The sequence below is a fragment of the Streptomyces sp. NPDC101219 genome (assembly GCF_044767675.1).
Taxonomy (GTDB): Bacteria; Actinomycetota; Actinomycetes; order Streptomycetales; family Streptomycetaceae; genus Streptomyces.
In genome coordinates this window covers 44,646-62,833 of sequence record NZ_JBIWOK010000024.1, presented here as the reverse complement: position 1 = coordinate 62,833, position 18,188 = coordinate 44,646, and the positions used below count along the sequence as shown (strand labels likewise).

Sequence of the window (18,188 nt, the reverse complement as noted above, 5' to 3'; positions counted from 1 at the left end):
TTCCAGGCGGGGCACTGCGACTGGCAGCGGCCGCACTCGGTGCAGGTGGAGAAGTCCAGCAGGCCCTTCCAGGAGAACTGCTCGACCTGGGAGACACCGAAGACGTCGTCGTCACCCGGGTCGGTGAAGTCGATCGGCTTACCGCCGGAGGTCATCGGCTGCAGGGCGCCCAGGGCGGTGCCGCCGTCGGCCTCGCGCTTGAACCAGATGTTCGGGAAGGCCAGGAAGCGGTGCCAGGCCACGCCCATGTTGGTGTTCAGGGCAATGGTCGTCGCCCAGATCATGGTGGTGCCCAGCTTGATCATCGCGAACAGGTAGACCAGGTTCTCCTGCGTCGTGACACTCAGGCCCTTGAAGGCCAGGACCAGCGGGTACGAGGCGAAGTACGCGGCCTCGTAGCCGTCCACGTGGTGCAGGGCGCCCTCGAGGCCGCGCAGCGCCATGATCGCGAGGCCGATGATCACGATGACGCACTCGACGAAGTACGCCTGGCCCATCTTCGAGCCCGCAAAGCGGGACTTGCGACCCGCCCGGGACGGCAGGCTCAGCAGCCGGATGACGATCAGGGTCAGGATGCCGAGGGTCGTGCCGGCGGCGATCAGTTCGGTGTACATCTCGTACGGCAGGAAGCCACCGAGCACCGGCAGAGTCCAGTCGGCTTTGAAGAGCTGGCCGTACGCGGTGACGATGGTGAGGCCGAGGGTGAGGAAGCCGACCGCCACGAACCAGTGCGCCACGCCGATGACGCCCCAGCGGTTCATCCGCGTGTGGCCGACGAACTCCCGCACCACGGTCAGGGTGCGCTGGTACGGATTGCCGGTCCGGCTGCCCGCCGGGACCGGCACGCCCAGTCTGAAGTACCGGACGAACTGGCCGATGGCGCGTGCGAGCAGCGCAACGCCGACCACGGTCAGAACCAGCGACACGATGATCGCGGCGAGTTGCATGAAAGGACTCCTCAAGCCTGCGAGGGCAGGATCGCCAGGGGGCTACTGAGCGGTAACTTACCTGTGTAGGCAGGAGGTTACCCGAGACCCACTCGCTCCTGGCGGCATTCGATCGGTGATCTACGTCGCGGCCGGGACTCGTCCATCAGGGCCGCCACGAGAGCGCCGGGGCAGGTTCGGCCAGCAGACCCGTGTCCACCCGGAGCATGCGCAGATACAGGTCCTGAAGCTGCTGTCCGGGGTCGACTCCCATGTTCTCGGCCAGGATCTGACGCAACTTTATGTAGGCCGCCAGCGCCTCGGCCTGCTTGCCGGAGCGGTACAGCGCCAGCATCAACTGGAGCCAGTGCGGCTCGTGCAGCGGATTCGCCGCAGTCAACGACCGCAGCTCGCCGATCAGTTCACGGTGTTGCCCTAGGGCGAGATCGGCGTCGATGCGCGCCTGGACCGCCTCGGACCTGAGGCTCTCCAGTTCCGCGACATGCTGGGCCAGCGCCCGGGTGAGGCATCGGGAGGCGAGGCCGGCCCGGCCGGCGGTCAGCGCGTCCCTGCCCTCCCGCACCAGGCGCTCGGCCCGTACGGCGGAAAGATGTCGGCCTGAGCAAGGCACGGAAAAGCCCAGGTCAGGGCCAGTTTCTCGGCTTGCTGCCCCGCGTACGGGCGCCCGGAGCGTCAAACGAGCGTCACGGCCCGGGTCATCATGTCGACCGAATCACATGTGGCCTCATCCCCTGGCACCGGACGTACCGGCTCGGCACCGGTCGGCAGGGCGCGGAGCGGGCGGCGACGCGATGGTCATCGCGGTCGACCGGACGCACTCGCTGCCGACGAGCGGGCTTCGGTTTCCCGAACCCCTGCCTCGGGGGCCGACAGGTCCCTTCCGCCCGACCTGGACCCGTGACAACGGCGCTCGTGGACGGCCCGTCGGGACCAAATGGTTTCGGCGGGCAGGTCAAGAGGTGCTCCGGTCCATGCCCGGAAGGCCGTCTACGGACGGCTCCCGTCAGTCGTGCGGCGACGGAACGCCTCCCAGGTCGCGCGCACGGCGGTTCGAAGTCCTGCGTCGTCGAGGTCACCGGGTTCCGCGAGGTCGGGGTCGACCGAGTACTCCTCGAGGATCATGAACACTTCGTCCAGGAGATCACCGAGCGCGCCTCGGACCCGCTCCCCGTTCGCCTGGGAGGCCCGCCGGGCCTCCCACCAGCCGTGGGCGAAGTCCGGTGCGCTGCACGTTCCGGCCTCGGTGAACGCCTCCAGTAGTGCCAGTTGTTGTGCTGTGGCGCTGGCCGGGTCGACATCGCCGAGCCTGGACCAGGCGCGGTGACCGGGCGGATGGGAGGCAGCCACGGATGCGAGCGAGGGGTGACGTTCCAGGAGCGTGCGTGCGTAACGGCCGAAGCGTGCGCGTGCCGTGTCCGTGCCCTCGCTGACGGCCGAGGCCATGAAAGCGGTGGTCCCCGCGATCAGCGCATAGCCTTCCTCGGGGAAGAGGACGGCTCCCTGCTCGTCGGGTGTAAGCAACAGGACGGGTGGGCGCACGTCCGTCAAGTCCGCGTCCGCGGGAATCCTGGACGTCTCGCACGGCGCGTCGGCGAGACTCGTGGCAAGGAGGTGCGAGGCTCCCACGGCACGACAGCCGGCCTTGATCCTGCGGGCCAGCGCTGCGTCGATGTGCGCTCCCACGGGCATCGGGGCCACCGACTTCTCCCGCAGCCAGGACGACGTGAAGGTGCCGTCCGGATCGAGCACCCTGCTCGGGTCCGATGACTCTCCGACTCCTGCACCGGTCACCACAAGAACCCTTTGTCGATGATTCCCTGGAACTGTTTGTCACCCAGCTTCCATGCCGACCAGAATCTACCATCGGCGTGCAGCATGACCATTTTCTGGGATGTCGGATCGATGAAGCCGACCGCGGGCCCCTGGTTTCTGTAGTCGAATCGGTAGATTTTCGTCCCGTCCGCTGTCATGTGCTCCCGCATGGCTTCTTCGAACCGTTGCAGGTTGGCCTTGTTCAGGTTTCCGGGGCTGTCGAGGAAGTCACCCGCATGAGCGTGGAACTTCTTGCTCATCACCTTCTGGCTCGAGAAGTCGGCCTTGTCCGCCCACGCGCCCCGAGGGCACGGGGCGAGTCCCAGCGGATCCGTCCAGGAATGCGGGTTGTCGACGTACGCGACGGGGTTGGGCGCAGCGCCGAGCCCGAGTGGGTCCGGGGAGGTGTAGCGGCCGGTCTCGGGGTCGTAGTGGCGGAAGTAGTTGTAGTGGAGACCGGTTTCGGGGTCGTAGTACTGGCCGGGGAAGCGCAGCGGGGTATAGGCGCTGCTGTCGCGGGCCCAGGCGGTTTTCCCCCACAAGGTGGACCGTGAACGCCAGGCGATGTCGCCCTCGTCGTCGACGAGTTCGGTGGGGGTGCCGATGAGGTCGGTGATGATGGCGAAGAACCGGCGGTCGATCTCCTCATGGCGGTCGTCGGCCGTGAGGATGCGCTCGGTCTGGGCAAGGGGCACGCCGGCGCGATGGTCCCAGGTGAGGGCAACCGTGTGCGGGAGGTCCGTCTGGCGGCTGGTCTGTTCGCACAGGATCCGGCCGTCCCAGGTGAAGTGGATCTCCTCGACCACCGTATCGCCGTCGGCCGCCAGCCGCTGTTTGGCGACGCGACGTCCCAGGGGGTCGTAACGGTACCGCCACCGTGTCCCGTCCGGGGTGGTCACCGCCGTGAGGTGGTCCTCGGTGTCCCACTCGTAGCGCCAAGTGTCGGGTTTGCGGGAGAGGCGGTTCTTCTGCCGCAGGGTGACGCGGCCGAGGGCGTCGTGCTCGAAGCGGACGCGGCCGGCGCGCGTGAGGGCGGTGCCGGTGTAGGCACGCGGTCCGGTGGCCCCCTGGCCCGGGTGAGTGTGGGGCCAGGCAGCCGCGCTCTGGTTGCCGACGGCGTCGTAGACGTAGCGCTCGGTCCAACCGTGTGCGTGGACTGCGGTGACCCTGCCGACCGGGTCGAGGTCGAACGTGCGGGTGCCCGACATCCGGTCGCTGACGGAGAGCAAGTGGCCGTCGGCGCGGTAGGTGTAGGAGCGGGTGTTCACGGCGCCTGCTCGGGCGGTGATGTCCTGCTCGGTGAGCCGTCCGGCCACGTCCCATGTGGAGGTCACGGTGAGGGCATCGCCAAGGACGCGGGTGAGCTCACGGCCGGCGGCGTCGTGGGTGAAGTCGACGTGCTGGCTGCCGGTGGTCAAGCGGTGCGGTGTTCCGTCGGCCCCATAGGTGTAGGTGGTGACCTGGCCGGTGGGGGTGGTGCGACGGGTGCGGCGGCCGAGGATGTCGTAGGTGTAGGTGAGGGGGCGGCCGTCCACGAGCTCGGCCTTGACGTTTCCGCGGCGGTCGTACTGGTAGCGCAGGTCGCTGTCGGGTCCGACTGCCTCCAGCAGGCGGCCCGCCTTGTCGTAGGAGTAGGTGGTCACTTTTCCGTCGGCGTCCTTGCGGACCACCCGTCCGAGCTGGTCACGCTCGAAGGAGAGGCTTTTGCCGAGGGCGTCGACCCGGACGGTGAGCTGCCCGGCGGCGTCGTAGCGATAGGTGAGAGTGCGGCCGTCGAAGTCGGTCTCGGAGACGGTGTTGCTGACCGCGTCGTACTCGTAGGTCCAGGCCAGTCCCTGCGGGTTGGTGACGCGGGTGAGGCGCAGATCGGAATCGTGCTCGAAGGTGTAGCGGGCCCCGTCGGGTTGGGTGCGGGCGGTGAGGAGGTCGAAGTGGGTGTACTCGAACCGGGTCACTCCTCCGGCCGGGTCGGTGTGGGTGAGCAGGTTGCCCTCGCCGTCGTAGGTCCATGACTCGGTGGCGCCGTCCGGGGCGGTGCGGCGGGCGAGTTGTCCGTCGGCGTTCCAGGCGAGGCGGGTGACTCCGCCCACCGGATCGATGATGCAGACGGGACGGCCCAGGGGGTCGCGCTCCGTGTGGGAGACGGCACCGACCGGGTCGGTGACCTCCACGGGCAGCCCCGCCGCGTCGCACACCACACCGGTGGTGGCACCGAGTGCGTCGGTGACCGAGGTCAGCCGGCCGGCGTCGTCGTAGGTGTAGCGGGTGGTGTTCCCGGCCGGGTCGGTGACCGCGGTGCGGTTGCCCCGCTCGTCGAACTCCTGCAGCCACCGGGCGCCGTCCGGGTCGTGGCGCTCCACGGGCAGCCCGAGTCGGCCGCGCGTGACGCGCAGTTCGGTGCCGTCGGGGCGGACGACGGACAGGAGCCGGTCCTCGGCGTCGTAGGTGTGGACGGCGGTGCGGCCGAGGGGGTCGGTGCGGGTGAGGAGGTTGCCGCGGGTGTCGTAGGTGAAGCGGGTGGTGTGGCCGAGCGGGTCGGTGGTGGCGATCACCCGGCAGCGGTGGTCGATCAGGTGGCGGGTCGCGTGGCCGGCGGCGGTGGTGAGGGTGGTGGTGCGGTGGCCGGTGTCCGGGTCGGGTTCGGTGTAGGCCAGGGTGATCTGGACGTGGCCCGCTTCGCCGCCCTCCGCCACGACACGGTCACGGTCGTCGTAAACGTAGTCGTAGCGGCTGCCGTTGGAGTCGATCCAGGCGGTGACGCGGCGGCGGTCGTCGTAGACGAAGGTGGTGGTCGCGCCGGAGGGTTTGGTGACGGTGGTGAGGTTGCCGTCCTCGTCGTAGCCGTAGGACATCAGTGGCAGGCCGGCGCCGTTCTCGCCCCCGCCGGCCAGGTGCAGTGCGGTGATCAGGCCGTCGGCGGTGGCCAGCTTCAGCTGACGGCCGGCCGAGTGGACCAGGGCCGTGGGCAGGCCGTCGGCGGCGCGGTCCACGGTGACGGTGTGGCCGTTGCGTTCGGTGACGCAGGCCAGCCAGGCGGTTCCGTCGCCGCCGGGTTCGGCGTCGGGCGGAGCGGTGAAGCGGCGGGTCAGGCCGGTGTCGGGGTCGGTGAGCGTGTAGTCGCCGTCACCGTGGCGGGCCAGCAGGGTGCGGGCGGGGCCGGACTCCGGGCGGGTGGGGGTGCCGGGGGCGGGGTGCGGATAGGTGATCAGCAGCCCGTCGGCGGTGACGTGGACGATACCGACCGGGTCGATCTCCAGGCGCTCGTCGACGGTGGAGGTCCAGGACGGCCCCAGGAAACGGCCGGCCGTGCAGCCCGACTCGGTGCGGCGGGTGAACACCAGCGGCAGGATGCCGGGAATCTCCACGTCCGTCTGCGGCAGGAACATCCGCCCCGAGGCAAGGTCGACCGGGTCGGTACCGTCGGTGGTGCGGTCGCCGTCCGGCCGGTTGTGGGTGCCGTCGGGCGCGTCATCGACCAGCCGGCGCACCCGGGCCGCGTCGGCCGCGTCGGCGGCGACGCGCACCCCCTTGACGGCGGCGCCACCCCCGCCCGTGGCCACGGTCAGCGCCACGTCCGGCAGCAGACGGCCGAAGCCCTCGTAGGGGTCCTTCATGAAGTCGCTGACCATCTGCTTGCCGGTGCCCACCGGGTCGTTGGCGGCCAGCACCAGCCCCGCGGCCAGGCTGTTGAGGCTGGTGGCGTACTCGGCGGGGTGAGTGAGGTTGTACGGGTCGAGGGGGTTGATGCCGCGCACGAAGTTGAGCAGACCGGCGGTGCCTTTGATGACGCCGCCGCCGACATGGTCCCCCATGATCTGCAACTCCTGGAGGCCGTCGCCGAGTTGCTCCGTGTACGACGGTTTCTCCGGCGCCATGTCCCGGGCCGCGCGCACCGCCGTGCGGGCCGTCTCGGCCGCGGTGTTGCGCTGCTTGCGGGCCTCGGCCAGGATCTCCTGCGCCTCCTTCATCAGCTTCTTGCCCGGATCGTCGAACGTCGGAGCCGGGCAGGGCGGAAGCGTGGAGGGGTCGCGCTTGTCGGCGGGCAGGGCGTTGTAGCGGTCGACGGCCTTGTTGTACGTGTCGACCTTCTTGCGGTGGGCGTCGGCGGCGTCCTCGGACGCCTTCACGCCGTCCTTCCACTTCTCGATCGCCGTCTGCGCCTGCCCCTGCGCCCAGGTCACGGTGGAGGCGAACGACTCCAGCGCGGCGGCCGCCTTCTCACACGCGTCGGCGCCCTCGAACCACTTCGGCGGCTGGGTGCTCACCGCCGTGCGCAGCGCCTCGGCCGTCTCCCCCTTCAAGCGGGCGGGGTCCAGTCCCTTCAGTCCACCGCCCGCGTCGTCGAACGCCTTCTGGAAGCCGCGCAGCTTCTCGGCGGTGGAGCGGATCTTGTCGGGGCTTCCGTAGACCAGTTTCGTCTTGTCCTCGGTGTCCCCGAGGTCCATCTCGTCGACCTCGGCGCCCATCCGGTTCGCGACCGAACGGGACTGCTCGCGCACCCAGTCCGCGCCGGACTCCCAGCCGACGTCGTCCAGCCGGTCCGCGGTCCAGTTGCCCGCGCCCTCGACCTTGTCACCGAGCCACTCGACACCGTCCTCGACCACCTCCTCGACCGAGTCGGGGGTGATGTCCTTGATGAAGTCGCCTATGCCCACGCTCAGTTGCCCCCGCTGTCACCCGAACCACCCTGCTGCTGCGCCTGCTGGGCGCGCTCCACGGGCGACGGGCCGAACGTCTCGTCCAACGCCCGGTTCCACTCGTTCTCGTCGATGCCCAGCCGCTCGTTGAGCCACTCCGCCTGCTGTCCGCCCCGCCCCTCCGTCAGCAGCGAACGGCCGGTGTCCTTCCAGGTCTGCTCGATCTCCTCACCGGCCCGGTCGAACGACTCGCGGCTCCAGTCCGGGTCGAAGGCGTCCGGCGTGAACACCTCACCCCACCCCTGCTGGGCGATCTCCTCCTCGGAGGCGTGCGGGTTGCCGCCCATCAGGGCGTTGACCCCCACCTTCAGCGATCCGGCCACGTACTGGTCGTGCTCCCACAGCGTCCCCGCCGCGAGGCCGAGCCGGTTCGCGATCTGGCTGGCGTCGTTGACCAGGGCGCGCACGCCCCACTCCCAGCGTTCGCAGAAGTCCTCGAAGTCGGTCGACAGGCCGTGGTGCCCGGCCTCCATCCCGGTCATCGACAGCCCGGAGAAGCCCTTGCCCATGATCGAGCCGGTGGCACCGCCCAACTCCCCCAGCCCGTCGATGGTGGCGCCCACTCCCTTGGTGAACTTCGCCACCGACGCCGCATCGAGATTCAGGTCCACATCGTCAGCGGCCACGCCCGTCCCCCTCCCCGTCCGAGCCGGCGTCCACGGCGTCCACGGCGGCTTCGTCGGGCACGATCCCCGTGACCGGCGGGAAGAACATCGACCCGTCCGCGGTCGCGATGTCCACCGCCAGACCGGCCGGCTCCCCCAGCCCCGGCACGATCTCGTCCACGATCCGGGCCCCCAGCAGCGCCGCGTAGTCCAACGGCCGTTCCGTCATCCCGCGCTGCTCCGCGAACCGGGCCAGCGCCGTCTCGTCCGTGAAGGCACACACCCACCGCACCCCACCCGAGTGCGCGCTCCACAACCGCCCGTCCACCGACGGCACCAGCAGCACCGACCGGCGCATCTCCCCCACCAGGGCCCGCGGATCACCGACCCCGGCCCGCTGTTCCGCGATCCGCTCGGCCAACGCCGTCCTCGCGTGCTCCACGAACCCCTCCTCGCTCCTGTCCTGCGCGACCGTGGCACCGTAGAACACGACGTGCCGGGAGGGGTCAGTGGTTCTGTGGAAGATCCACGGCTCCTTCACCGGACTCCCCGCGCCGAGCTGAGCCGATCCAAGCCGAGTTGAGCCGAGCCGAGCGGGGCAGGGCGGTCGCACCGCCGCGGAGGGGTTGGGGGCCGTCGGCTGTACGCGCGGGCACGAGGGCCGCCTTTCCTCGTGGCCGGTGACCAGCTGATCCCGCCCGACGCAACGCTGACCGTTCAGCGAGCGACCGGCCCCGCGCGACGCCCAGGGCGGGGCGGGATCCGTTTGCCTACGAGGCTGTCCAGCGCACCACCTTCTTGCGTTCCGCGCAACTACGTATGCCCCTTATGCAATATCGGCCTAGCGTCGTCGGCAGATGTTCCACACGGAGACGTACGAAAGGAGGCGCACCATGCCTGCGCAGACCAACGGCAGCCCGCGCAACGCACCCGTGTGATCGCGCTCCACGCGCCGGTCTACCTCACTTCTTGCGACCGGATCTGTTCCGGCGCTGAGCCCCCATGCCCTTGCGGAAGGAAGACATGAGCACCGATCAGCCTCACCGGACGGCGTCCCTGCCGCCGAGCGACGAGGGTGCACCGGACCCGCGTCAGCTGCGCGCGATCCTGATCGCCGCCTCCATCGCGCTGATGGCCGTCATCGCCTCGGTGTCCGGATTGAACGTCGCGCAGACCCACATGGCCGTCGAGTGGGGCGCGTCCCAGACCACCGTCCTGTGGATCATCAACATCTACACCCTGGCCCTGGCCGCCCTGCTCCTGCCGCTCGGCGCGATCGGAGACCGGCTGGGGCGCAAGCCCATGCTGATCACCGGGCTGATCATCTTCGGTGCGGCCGGCGTCGTGGCCGGCCTCGCCCCCTCGGCCGCGGTCATGCTCGGCGCCCGCGTGGCCGCCGGTGTCAGCGCAGCGATCATCATGCCGATCACCCTGTCCGTCATCACCTCCACCTTCCCCGAGGAAGAACGCGGCAAGGCCATCGGTGTGTGGACCGGCGTCGCCGGCGGAGGCGGCATCCTCGGCATGTTCCTCTCCGCCCTGCTCGTGGACGTCGCCGACTGGCGGTGGCTGTTCGTGCTGCCCGTCGCCCTGGCCGCCGTCGCCCTGGCCATGACGCTCAGGTCGGTCCCCGACTCGCGCGACCATGCCACCCACCCCTTCGACACCGTCGGGGCACTGCTCTCCTCCCTCGCAATCATCGGGCTGATCTTCGTACTGCAGGAAGGCCCCGAGCGCGGCTGGAGCGACCCCGTCACCCTGATCGGCCTCACGATCGGAGTGATCGCCTCCGCTGTGTTCGTCGGGTGGGAGTTGCGCCGCCGCGACGCCTCCCTGCTCGACGTACGCCTCTTCCGCGAGCGCGGCCTGGCCGGCGGCTCCATCACCCTGCTGGTCGTCTTCGGCGTCCAGGCCGGCATCGCCGTCGTCCTCTTCCCGTTCTTCCAGGCGGTCCTCGGCTGGTCGGGTCTCCTGTCCACCGTGGCGATGATGCCCATGGCCGTCATGATGATGATCACCTCCGGCCTGGCCCCGAGGATGGCCGCCGCGACCGGCGCCCGCTCCACGATGAGCGTCGGTATCACCCTGTCCACCCTCGGCCTCGCCCTGATGGCGCTGTTCGTCTCCGTGGACGGCGGCTACCTCTCCCTCCTGCCCGGCATGCTCGCCATGGGCATCGGCATGGGCCTGGCGATGACCCCGTCCACCGAGGCCATCACCGGCTCCCTGTCCCGCGCCAAGCAGGGCGTCGCCTCTGCTCTCAACGACGTCACCCGCGAACTCGGCACCGCGCTGGGCGTTGCTCTCCTCGGCGCCCTCGTCGCCGGCGGCTACCGCAGCGCCATCGACGGCAAGCTGGCCGGCATCCCCCAAGAAGCCGCCGACACCGCCCGCGAGGGCATCGCCAACGCCGTCGAGGTCGCCCCCGCCACCGGCACCCATGCCCCGAGCCTCGTCGACGCCGCGCAGCAGTCCTTCGTCGACGGCTGGCAGCAGGCCATGTGGGCAGGCGTCGCCGTCATGGCCGCCCTCCTCGTATACGTCGCGCTGCGCGGCCCGAGGAACACGGCGCCCCGACCGGCCGACGACGAGCCGGCCGCCGCGGCGACGGCCGCCGAGAACGCCGCTGCCCGCTGAGCCTCGGGCAGGCCCGGGATCGCGATGGCCGGCTCCAGGACAGCCGTGCCCGGAAGGCCGTCCACCGACGGCTTCCGTCCATCCGATCGAGTCGGTCGACCGTCACCGGGCCTGGACGCGCATGACCGAGCTCGCCGGCCTCGCATCACCACCACGGCCCGGTCGACGGATGCGGAACCCGCACTTCAAGCCAGATGTTTCCGTGCTCCGGCGAAGGGAGTCGGTCAGGCGGGTCCGGCGTTGAGGAGGCGCCCGGCGGGGCTGCGGGTGTGGAGCCAGGCGGGCAGGGCGGCCAGTGCCGCCACGGCAAGGAGTACGGCCGGGGCAGCGGCCGCGAGCCAGGTGCCCGGGGGTACCACCACGACCGCGCTGAACAGCGAGAACAAGCCGAGCCCCAAAGGAATCCCCACTGCAATCCCGCCGACGGCGGGCAGCAGTTGGGCGATGCAGAGTGCCGCGACGACCTGGCCGGGGGTGGCGCCCAGGGAGCGAGTGACGGCCAGCGCACGCCGCGCCTGCACGGCGGTGCTCCAGCTGACGAAGACGGTGTTGAGCACGGACAGCGCCAGCAGGGCCATCGTGACACCGAACATGACCTGGCCTGTCAGGGCGTTGCGGATGTCCTCGAAAGCTGACGTTCCCCGGGCGATCTCCGCTTCGAGCGACACCCGGAAGGTGAGGGCCGCGGTCACCATGACCGTAGTGGCGGCCGTGCCCACCGCGCTCAGGGCCGCGCGGCCGGGACGGCGTGCCACCAGCCGTACCCCGATCAGGAGCGGCGTAGGGAGATGGGCCGTCATGGCCGGCAGCCGAGAACGGTCCGCGGTCAGGTGCGCCGGATCGGCCAGGTTGTCGATGGTGCTGGAGCGCCCGGTGCGCAGGACCGGGCCGAGGGTGCCGGTCAGTGCCACCGTTACGGCGAGCAGGGTGGCGGCCACGACGATGCCGGTGGTCGGCGGGCTGACCGTGTTGAGCAGCCCGGCGCTGGGGTCGGCCAGTTCGGGCGCGGTCAGACATCCTACGGTGACTCCGGCAGCGGCGGCCGCCACCGTGAGGAGCAGGTACTGCGCGAGCAGCAGCGCGGCCACGGTACGGGGCGTGGCGCCGACTGCCTTGAGAAGGCCCGCGCGCCGGTGGTCCCGCGGGGCGCGTACGGCAGCGAGCGAGGCGAGGGTGACGAGCGAGGCCGCTGCGAGCAGTCCCGCGCCGATGACCAGGGCGGGCTGGACGGACCTCAGCAACCGCGCGTTCCCTTCGACGAAGCCTTGCCAGGGATGGGTGTTGACCCAGTTCCGGCCTTTGACATCGTCGGTGAAGAGGGTGTCTGCCAGGCGCTGTGCCGCGTCGGGGTCGGACAGCTTGATGTTCAACAGGTGCAGGGGGGACGCGTCGTCGGCTGCCGCGCGGGCGTCGTCGGTGGTGAGCCAGATCCGGCCGCCGCCGTCGGAAGGTCCCGGGCCCGTGGCCCAGTTGCTGTTCGGGTACACGCCGGTGGCTGCGCTGACGGCCGTACCGACGACTGGGTAGTTGCGCCCACCGATGGTGACATCGTCTCCGACACGCACGCCAAGTGCCTGGGCGAAGCCGCGTTCGAGCACCGCGCCGCCACTGCGGACCCACGTGCCGGAGGTCACCCGTGGCCGGTCCACGGCGGCCGCCGTGTGCTCACGCCCTTCGACCGCGGTGTTCTCCGTGCGCCCGTGTGCGTGGACGGTGGTGGAGAAGCCGGGGACCGGGTCGGCGACCGTGTCCACGCCGGGGGCGTCCGCGATGCGTCGGGCCATCGCGGCAGGGTCCGTGGCGGTGGTGACGGCCGTGATGTCGGGTCCCGCGGTGGCCTCACGGGCCTTCATGTACCCGGCGGCCACGGCATTGTCGGTGGCCAGTCCCAGGGTGAGTGAGGCGGTGGCGGCCGTGACCACGACAAGGAACATGACGGCCTCACCGGGACGGCGCCGCAGGTCCCGTGCGATGAGCCGCCAGATCAGCAGCAGACGGCCCATGGTCACTCCTCCCAGCCGAGGAGCGCGCCGAGGTGCGAGCCGTCCACGGCCACGGACGTGTCCTCGGCCGGCGCCCCGTCGCGAAGGGAGACGACCCGGTCCGCGGTGGCGGCGACGCGTTCGTCATGGGTGACGAGTACGAGGGTCTGTCCGGTGGCCCGCAGGTCGGCGAAGAGGCGGAGGACGTCGTGGGTCGCGGCGGTGTCGAGATTGCCGGTGGGTTCGTCGGTGAGGACCACGAGCGGCTCGTTGACCAGGGCGCGGGCGATGGCGACCCGCTGCCGCTGCCCTCCGGACAGCTCGGACGGCAGATACCGGCCCCGGTCCGCGAGTCCGACGCGGTCGAGAAGGGCGGCGGCGCGTTGGCGGGCGGTGCGCGGCGTGTCACCGGCGAGCAGCGCGGGCAGCTCCACGTTCTCGGCGGCGGTCAGTTCGTCCATCAGGTGGAAGTCCTGGTGCACGAAACCGACGGCGCGGCGCCGCAGTCGGGCGAGCGCGCGTTCGCCGAGCAGGTCGATGCGCTGCCCGCCGAGCCACACCTCACCCTCGTCGGGCCGGTCGAGGCCGCCCAGCAGATGGAGCAGCGTCGACTTTCCGCAGCCGCTGGGACCGGTCACGGCCAGTGTCTGCCCGGAGGGTACGTCGAGGTCGACCCGGTCGACGGCCACCACCGTGTTCTCGCCCCGCCCGTAGACCCGTGACAGACCGACGGTCCGCAGCACCGGACCTGCCGCCACGTCCGCGCTGTCGCCGCGCCCGGAAAGCCGTCTGCCCCGCCGACCGCCTCGTGTCGTCATCCGTGCCCTCCACCTGTTCCGAACGGGGTGCGGGCGGACCAAGTCCGTTCGCACGCTTCCAACCAGCGCAGATCGGCCTGTAGCCGGAGGGCGACACCCTCCAGGAGCAGTCCGGCCTCCGAGTGCGTGTCGTGAGCGAGGACGGCGTGCTGGACCTCGGCGAGACTGCGCCGCAGCTCGCGGCGCCGTGCCTCGACGAGCGCGAGCGGATCGGCCATGCCCGACTCGGCGGCAGCGACCAGTTTCAGGTGGAACCCCGCAACGTCCGCCCGGGCCTCGGCGGGCTCGGCCAGCCAACCGGCCACCCGCTCCCGTCCGGCCCCGGTCAGCGCGTACACCTTGCGTCGCGGACCGCGCGCGGACGCGTCCTCGCGTTCCCGTACGACCAGACCCGCCTTCTCGAGCCGGGTGAGTGTCACGTACACCTGCCCGGCGTTGAGGGTCTCTCCCAGCGGCCCGAGCGCGGCCAGCAGCCGTCCGCGCAGGTCGTACCCGTGCGACGGCCCCTTGACCAGCAGCGCCAGCACCACGTCCTGCACGGACGGCCCTCCTCCTCCACGACTCACCAATAGCTAACGGTTAGTCAATGCGGCGTCAAGCCGGTGATCCGTCGCCGCCGTCCTTGGAGCGTCCAGCAGCGGTCGGCCGAGTCCTCTGCCGCCTCGACGTGAAGGTGGCCCCCAGCAAGATCACCGAGGATGTCGTCGCTGCCCGTGATGGGAAGCGCTCGTCGGCCGGAGCGCCCGGTGGAGACAGCGCGCAGCCGGTACCCATGACCGTTGAGGGGGGGTTTGCCGGTCGGCCCGTCAACGGTCGATCGCGAACTCGACGGGCCGGGTGCAGCCCGAGTTGTGTTCCGGGCGGCCACGCTCCCGAAGGACCCACCCGGCGGGGAGCAGCCCCCGCAGGCCGGCCTGCGACCCCCGAGGGCATGGCGTACCGCGTCGCCCACAGTGGCGGACGGGTTCGCGTGCCCGGTCGTCGTCGCGGTCGCCGGCCAGGTCGACAACTTTCTGGCGCTGGGCGGAGGTGCACCCCTTGGCGGGGAGGCCCTGGTAGGCCGGCTTCAGGTTGTCCCGGCCGGCGGACCGCTGCACGGAGGGAAAACAGGTCGAGCAACTCACCCGGGCGACAAAAACACGGGTCAGGACCCCTTGCCCGCAGGCTCCAGAATCGCCACGCACTCCACGTGGTGCGTCATCGGAAACAGGTCGAACACCCGCAGCGTCCGCACCCGGTATCCGCCCTCGCGGAAGTACGCGAGGTCGCGGGCCAGGGCCGCCGGGTCGCAGGCGACGTAGGCGATCCTGCGGGCGCCCAGGGAGGAGAGGTGCTCGACCGTCTTGCGGCCCGCTCCCGCGCGCGGCGGGTCGAGGACGACGAGGTCGACCTCCGTGATGCCGGTGCGGGGCAGGACGGACTCGACCTTGCCCTGTTCGATGCGGACGCGGGGGAAGTCGGCGAGGTTGTGGCGGGCGTCCTCGACCGCGCGCTTGGTGGCCTCGATGCCGAGGACGGCGCCCGCTTCACCGACCCGGTCGGCGAGGGCGCCCGCGAACAGGCCGACGCCGCAGTACAGGTCGAGCGCCATGTCGCCCTTGCGGGGCAGCAGGCCCTGCATGACGGCGGTGACCAGGGTGTCGGCGGCCTTCGGGTGGACCTGCCAGAAGCCGCCGTTGCCGACGCGGTGGGTGCGGCCGTCGGCGCGTTCGCGGACGAAGGGGCGGCCGTGGACGCGGTGGACCTGGCCGGAGCGCTCGTCGATACGCATGACCGAGACGGGGCGGTCGAGTTCGACGAGCGGGAGGCGGGCGCCGGGCTTGGGGGTGAGGATGACCTGGCGGTCCTGGGAGCCGGTGGCCGCGATCGCCTCGACGGAGTCCATGCCCGTCCAGTCGCGCTTCTCGATGCCGAGTTCGCTGACACCCTCGGCGGCGATCATGCAGTGGTCGATCGGCTCGACCTCGTGCGAACGGTGCCGGCGCAGCCCCGCGCGGCCGTCGGCGGTGACGGCGTACTGCACGCGCGTGCGCCACGACGGGACCTGGCCGGCGGGGACCTTGTCCCCCTCGGCGGGCATCACGGTGCCGTCCCAGCCGGCCTCCTCGGGGGTGAGCCCGGCGAGGCGTTCCAGCTGCTCGGCGACGACCTCGCCCTTGAAGCGGCGCTGCGCGCCGGGCTTGGCGTGCTGCCAGTCGCAGCCGCCGCAGCGGCCGGGTCCGGCGAACGGGCAGGGGGCGTCGATACGGTCCTTGGAGGCGTCCAGGATCGTCACGGCGTCGGCCCGCAGGAAGCGGGCGCCCTCCTCGCCCTCGGTGACGCGGGCGACGACGCGTTCCCCGGGCAGCGCGTGCCGGACGAACAGCACCTGGCCGGCGGACGTACGGGCGATGCAGTGGCCGCCGTGGGCGACGGGGCCGACCTCGACCTCGTACTCCTCCCCCACCAGTGATTTCCTCGGTTCTGCCTGCATGGCGGGGTGACTCCACAACATCGAGAGCGGGTGGGCGGACCGGTCGGTCCGCGACAACAGCCCACCAGTCTACGGGTGCGGGGACGTGTCCTTGGCCCGCTCCTTCGGACCCCGCCGTACCGCGCCCGGCGCGCTCCAGTTCTGCCGCTTGCGGGCGCGCCGCCGGGCGGCCTCGGACGACTGGAGCTGGTACGGCACGGACGTCACCATCACGCCCGGGGTGAACAGCAGGCGGCCCTTCAGCCGCAGGGCGCTCTGGTTGTGCAGCAGGTGCTCGTACCAGTGGCCCACGACGTACTCGGGGATGATCACGGAGACGACGTCGCGCGGGGACTCCTTGCGCAGGCCCTTGACGTACTCGATCACGGGCCGGGTGACCTCGCGGTACGGGGAGTCGAGGATCTTGAGCGGGACCTCGATGCCGCGGCGTTCCCATTCGTCGCGCAGCGCCTTCGTCTCGGCGGCGTCGACGTTGACGCTCAGGGCCTCCAGGCTGTCGGAGCGCATCAGCTTGGCGTAGGCGAGAGCGCGCAGGGCTGGCCGGTGGATCTTGGAGATGAGGACGACGGAGTGCACGCGGGAGGGGCGCACCATGTCGTCGCCCGGGGTGTCCGGGGCGGCGATCTCCTCCGCGACGCGGTCGTAGTGGCGGCGGATCGCGGTCATCGTCGCGTAGAAGATGCACATGCCGAGCAGGGCGACCCAGGCGCCGTGGGTGAACTTGGTGCCGAGCACGACGAGCAGGACGAGGCCGGTGAAGAAGGCGCCGAAGGCGTTGATGACGCGCGAGCGCATCATGTGGCGCCGCGCGGTCCGGTCCCGTTCGGTGGCCAGCAGGCGGTTCCAGTGCCGGACCATGCCGATCTGGCTCAGGGTGAAGGAGACGAACACGCCGACGATGTAGAGCTGGATCAGCCGGGTGGAGTTGGCTCCGTAGACCCACACCAGCAGTCCGGCGGCGCCGGCGAGCAGCAGGATGCCGTTGGAGAAGGCGAGGCGGTCACCGCGGGTGTGCAGCTGGCGGGGGAGGTAGCGGTCCTGCGCGAGGATCGAGCCGAGCAGCGGGAAGCCGTTGTAGGCGGTGTTCGCCGCGAGGAAGAGGACGAGAGCGGTGGCCGCGGCCAGGATCATGAACAGCACGCTGCCGTGTCCGAAGACGGCCTCGGCGACCTGCGAGATCACCGGGTCCTGTACGTAGCCGGGACCGAGCGGGACACCGTCGTGGACCAGGTCCGTGGCCGGGTTCTCGGCCATCCGGACGTGGGTGGCCGAGGCGAGGGCGATGATCCCGCAGAACATGGTGACGGCCAGCAGGCCCATCATTGCGAGCGTGGTGGCGGCGTTGCGCGCCTTGGGCTTGCGAAAGGCGGGGACGCCGTTGGAGATCGCTTCGACACCGGTGAGCGCCGCGCAGCCGGAGGAGAAGGCGCGCAGCAGGAGGAAGATGAGGGCGAAGCCGGCCAGACCGGGGTGCTCGGGCCGGATCTCGAAGTCGGCCGTGGGGGCACGCATGTCGTCGCCGAGCACCAGGCCCCGGAACGCGCCCCAGGCGATCATGGTGAAGACGCCGAAGACGAAGACGTAGGTGGGGATCGCGAAGAGCGTGCCCGACTCCCGGACGCCGCGCAGGTTCATCAGGGTCAGCAGCACGATCACGCCGATGCCGCAGGCCACCTTGTTCTCCACGACGAACGGGATCGCGGAGCCCAGGTTCTCGATGCCGGCGGAGATGGACACGGCGACCGTGAGGACGTAGTCGACGAGCAGGGCGCTCGCGACGGTGAGTCCGGCGCGGGGGCCGAGGTTCGTGTTGGCGACCTCGTAGTCGCCGCCGCCGCTGGGGTACTCGCGGACGTTCTGCCGGTAGGAGGCGACGACGGTGAACATCAGCACGACGACCGCGGCGGCGATCCAGGGGCTGAAGTGGTAGGCCGACAGGCCCGCGATGGAGAGGACCAGCAGAACCTCACCGGGCGCGTACGCCACGGAGGACAGCGGGTCGGAAGCGAAGACGGGGAGTGCCACACGCTTCGGCAGAAGCGTTTCCCCCAGCCGGTCGCTGCGCAGTGCGCGCCCGATGAGAATGCGTTTGGGCACGTCGGTCAGTTTGGACACAACAGAGGATCGTAGGCCGTCGGTCACGGGCCCGCCCAGCCGCCACCCCTGCTCCGCCCGGTCCTCCGCCCGGTCCTCCGCCCGGTCCTCCGCGCGGCCTCC

11 protein-coding genes and 1 pseudogene are annotated in these 18,188 nt (G+C 70.8%); 1 reads left to right on the top strand and 11 read right to left on the bottom strand.

Annotated features, from left to right (window positions below):
- The 6 genes and pseudogenes from ACIRPP_RS30915 to ACIRPP_RS30890 all read right to left on the bottom strand — a co-directional run.
- Positions 1-947 (bottom strand): annotated as a pseudogene (locus tag ACIRPP_RS30915) (Fe-S oxidoreductase); the annotation flags it as partial.
- 145 nt (positions 948-1,092) lie between these two features.
- Entirely contained in the window at positions 1,093-1,509 is a 417-nt protein-coding gene (locus ACIRPP_RS30910) for an AfsR/SARP family transcriptional regulator (RefSeq protein ID WP_403649759.1), read from the bottom strand.
- A 425-nt stretch (positions 1,510-1,934) separates the two neighbouring features.
- Complete coding sequence (locus tag ACIRPP_RS30905; RefSeq protein ID WP_403649756.1) at positions 1,935-2,696, bottom strand: hypothetical protein; 762 nt, start codon at positions 2,694-2,696, stop codon at positions 1,935-1,937.
- Between the two features lie 38 nt (positions 2,697-2,734).
- The gene (locus ACIRPP_RS30900; protein ID WP_403649753.1) at positions 2,735-7,414 is read right to left on the bottom strand and encodes a putative T7SS-secreted protein; all 4,680 of its coding nucleotides are present in this window, start codon (positions 7,412-7,414) and stop codon (positions 2,735-2,737) included.
- A gap of 2 nt (positions 7,415-7,416) precedes the next feature.
- Entirely contained in the window at positions 7,417-8,082 is a 666-nt protein-coding gene (locus tag ACIRPP_RS30895) for a hypothetical protein (protein ID WP_403649750.1), read from the bottom strand.
- Positions 8,072-8,503, bottom strand: coding sequence for a hypothetical protein (locus ACIRPP_RS30890; protein WP_403649762.1), 432 nt, complete (start codon positions 8,501-8,503; stop codon positions 8,072-8,074). The genes ACIRPP_RS30895 and ACIRPP_RS30890 overlap by 11 nt, the downstream gene beginning before the upstream one ends.
- A gap of 581 nt (positions 8,504-9,084) precedes the next feature.
- Between ACIRPP_RS30890 and ACIRPP_RS30885 the strand changes: the two genes are divergently transcribed.
- The gene (locus ACIRPP_RS30885) at positions 9,085-10,698 is read left to right on the top strand and encodes an MFS transporter (protein WP_403649747.1); all 1,614 of its coding nucleotides are present in this window, start codon (positions 9,085-9,087) and stop codon (positions 10,696-10,698) included.
- A gap of 224 nt (positions 10,699-10,922) precedes the next feature.
- Here ACIRPP_RS30885 and ACIRPP_RS30880 read toward each other — a convergent pair whose 3' ends face one another.
- The 5 genes from ACIRPP_RS30880 to ACIRPP_RS30860 form a co-directional block, all read right to left on the bottom strand.
- Positions 10,923-12,701 carry an FtsX-like permease family protein gene (locus ACIRPP_RS30880; RefSeq protein WP_403649744.1) on the bottom strand — a complete coding sequence of 593 codons (1,779 nt, stop codon included), beginning with the start codon at positions 12,699-12,701 and terminating at the stop codon, positions 10,923-10,925.
- A 2-nt stretch (positions 12,702-12,703) separates the two neighbouring features.
- A complete protein-coding gene (locus tag ACIRPP_RS30875) occupies positions 12,704-13,498 on the bottom strand; it encodes an ABC transporter ATP-binding protein (RefSeq protein WP_403649741.1) in 795 nt (264 codons plus the stop codon).
- Positions 13,495-14,037, bottom strand: a complete 543-nt coding sequence (locus tag ACIRPP_RS30870; protein ID WP_164347331.1) for a PadR family transcriptional regulator — start codon at positions 14,035-14,037, stop codon at positions 13,495-13,497. Before ACIRPP_RS30870 ends, ACIRPP_RS30875 begins: the two co-directional genes overlap by 4 nt.
- A 605-nt stretch (positions 14,038-14,642) precedes the next feature.
- A complete protein-coding gene (locus ACIRPP_RS30865) occupies positions 14,643-15,971 on the bottom strand; it encodes a class I SAM-dependent RNA methyltransferase (protein ID WP_403649738.1) in 1,329 nt (442 codons plus the stop codon).
- Between the two features lie 69 nt (positions 15,972-16,040).
- Entirely contained in the window at positions 16,041-18,086 is a 2,046-nt protein-coding gene (locus tag ACIRPP_RS30860) for an APC family permease (protein ID WP_403649734.1), read from the bottom strand.
- Positions 18,087-18,188: the final 102 nt, after the last annotated feature.

Excerpts from the sequence above, each read along its gene's own strand:
- ACIRPP_RS30865 (WP_403649738.1), bottom strand. The coding sequence starts at position 15,971 with ATGCAGGCAGAACCGAGGAAATCACTGGTGGGGGAGGAGTACGAGGTC.
- ACIRPP_RS30880 (WP_403649744.1), bottom strand. The coding sequence starts at position 12,701 with ATGGGCCGTCTGCTGCTGATCTGGCGGCTCATCGCACGGGACCTGCGG.
- ACIRPP_RS30875 (WP_403649741.1), bottom strand. The coding sequence starts at position 13,498 with ATGACGACACGAGGCGGTCGGCGGGGCAGACGGCTTTCCGGGCGCGGC.
- ACIRPP_RS30885 (WP_403649747.1), top strand. The coding sequence starts at position 9,085 with ATGAGCACCGATCAGCCTCACCGGACGGCGTCCCTGCCGCCGAGCGAC.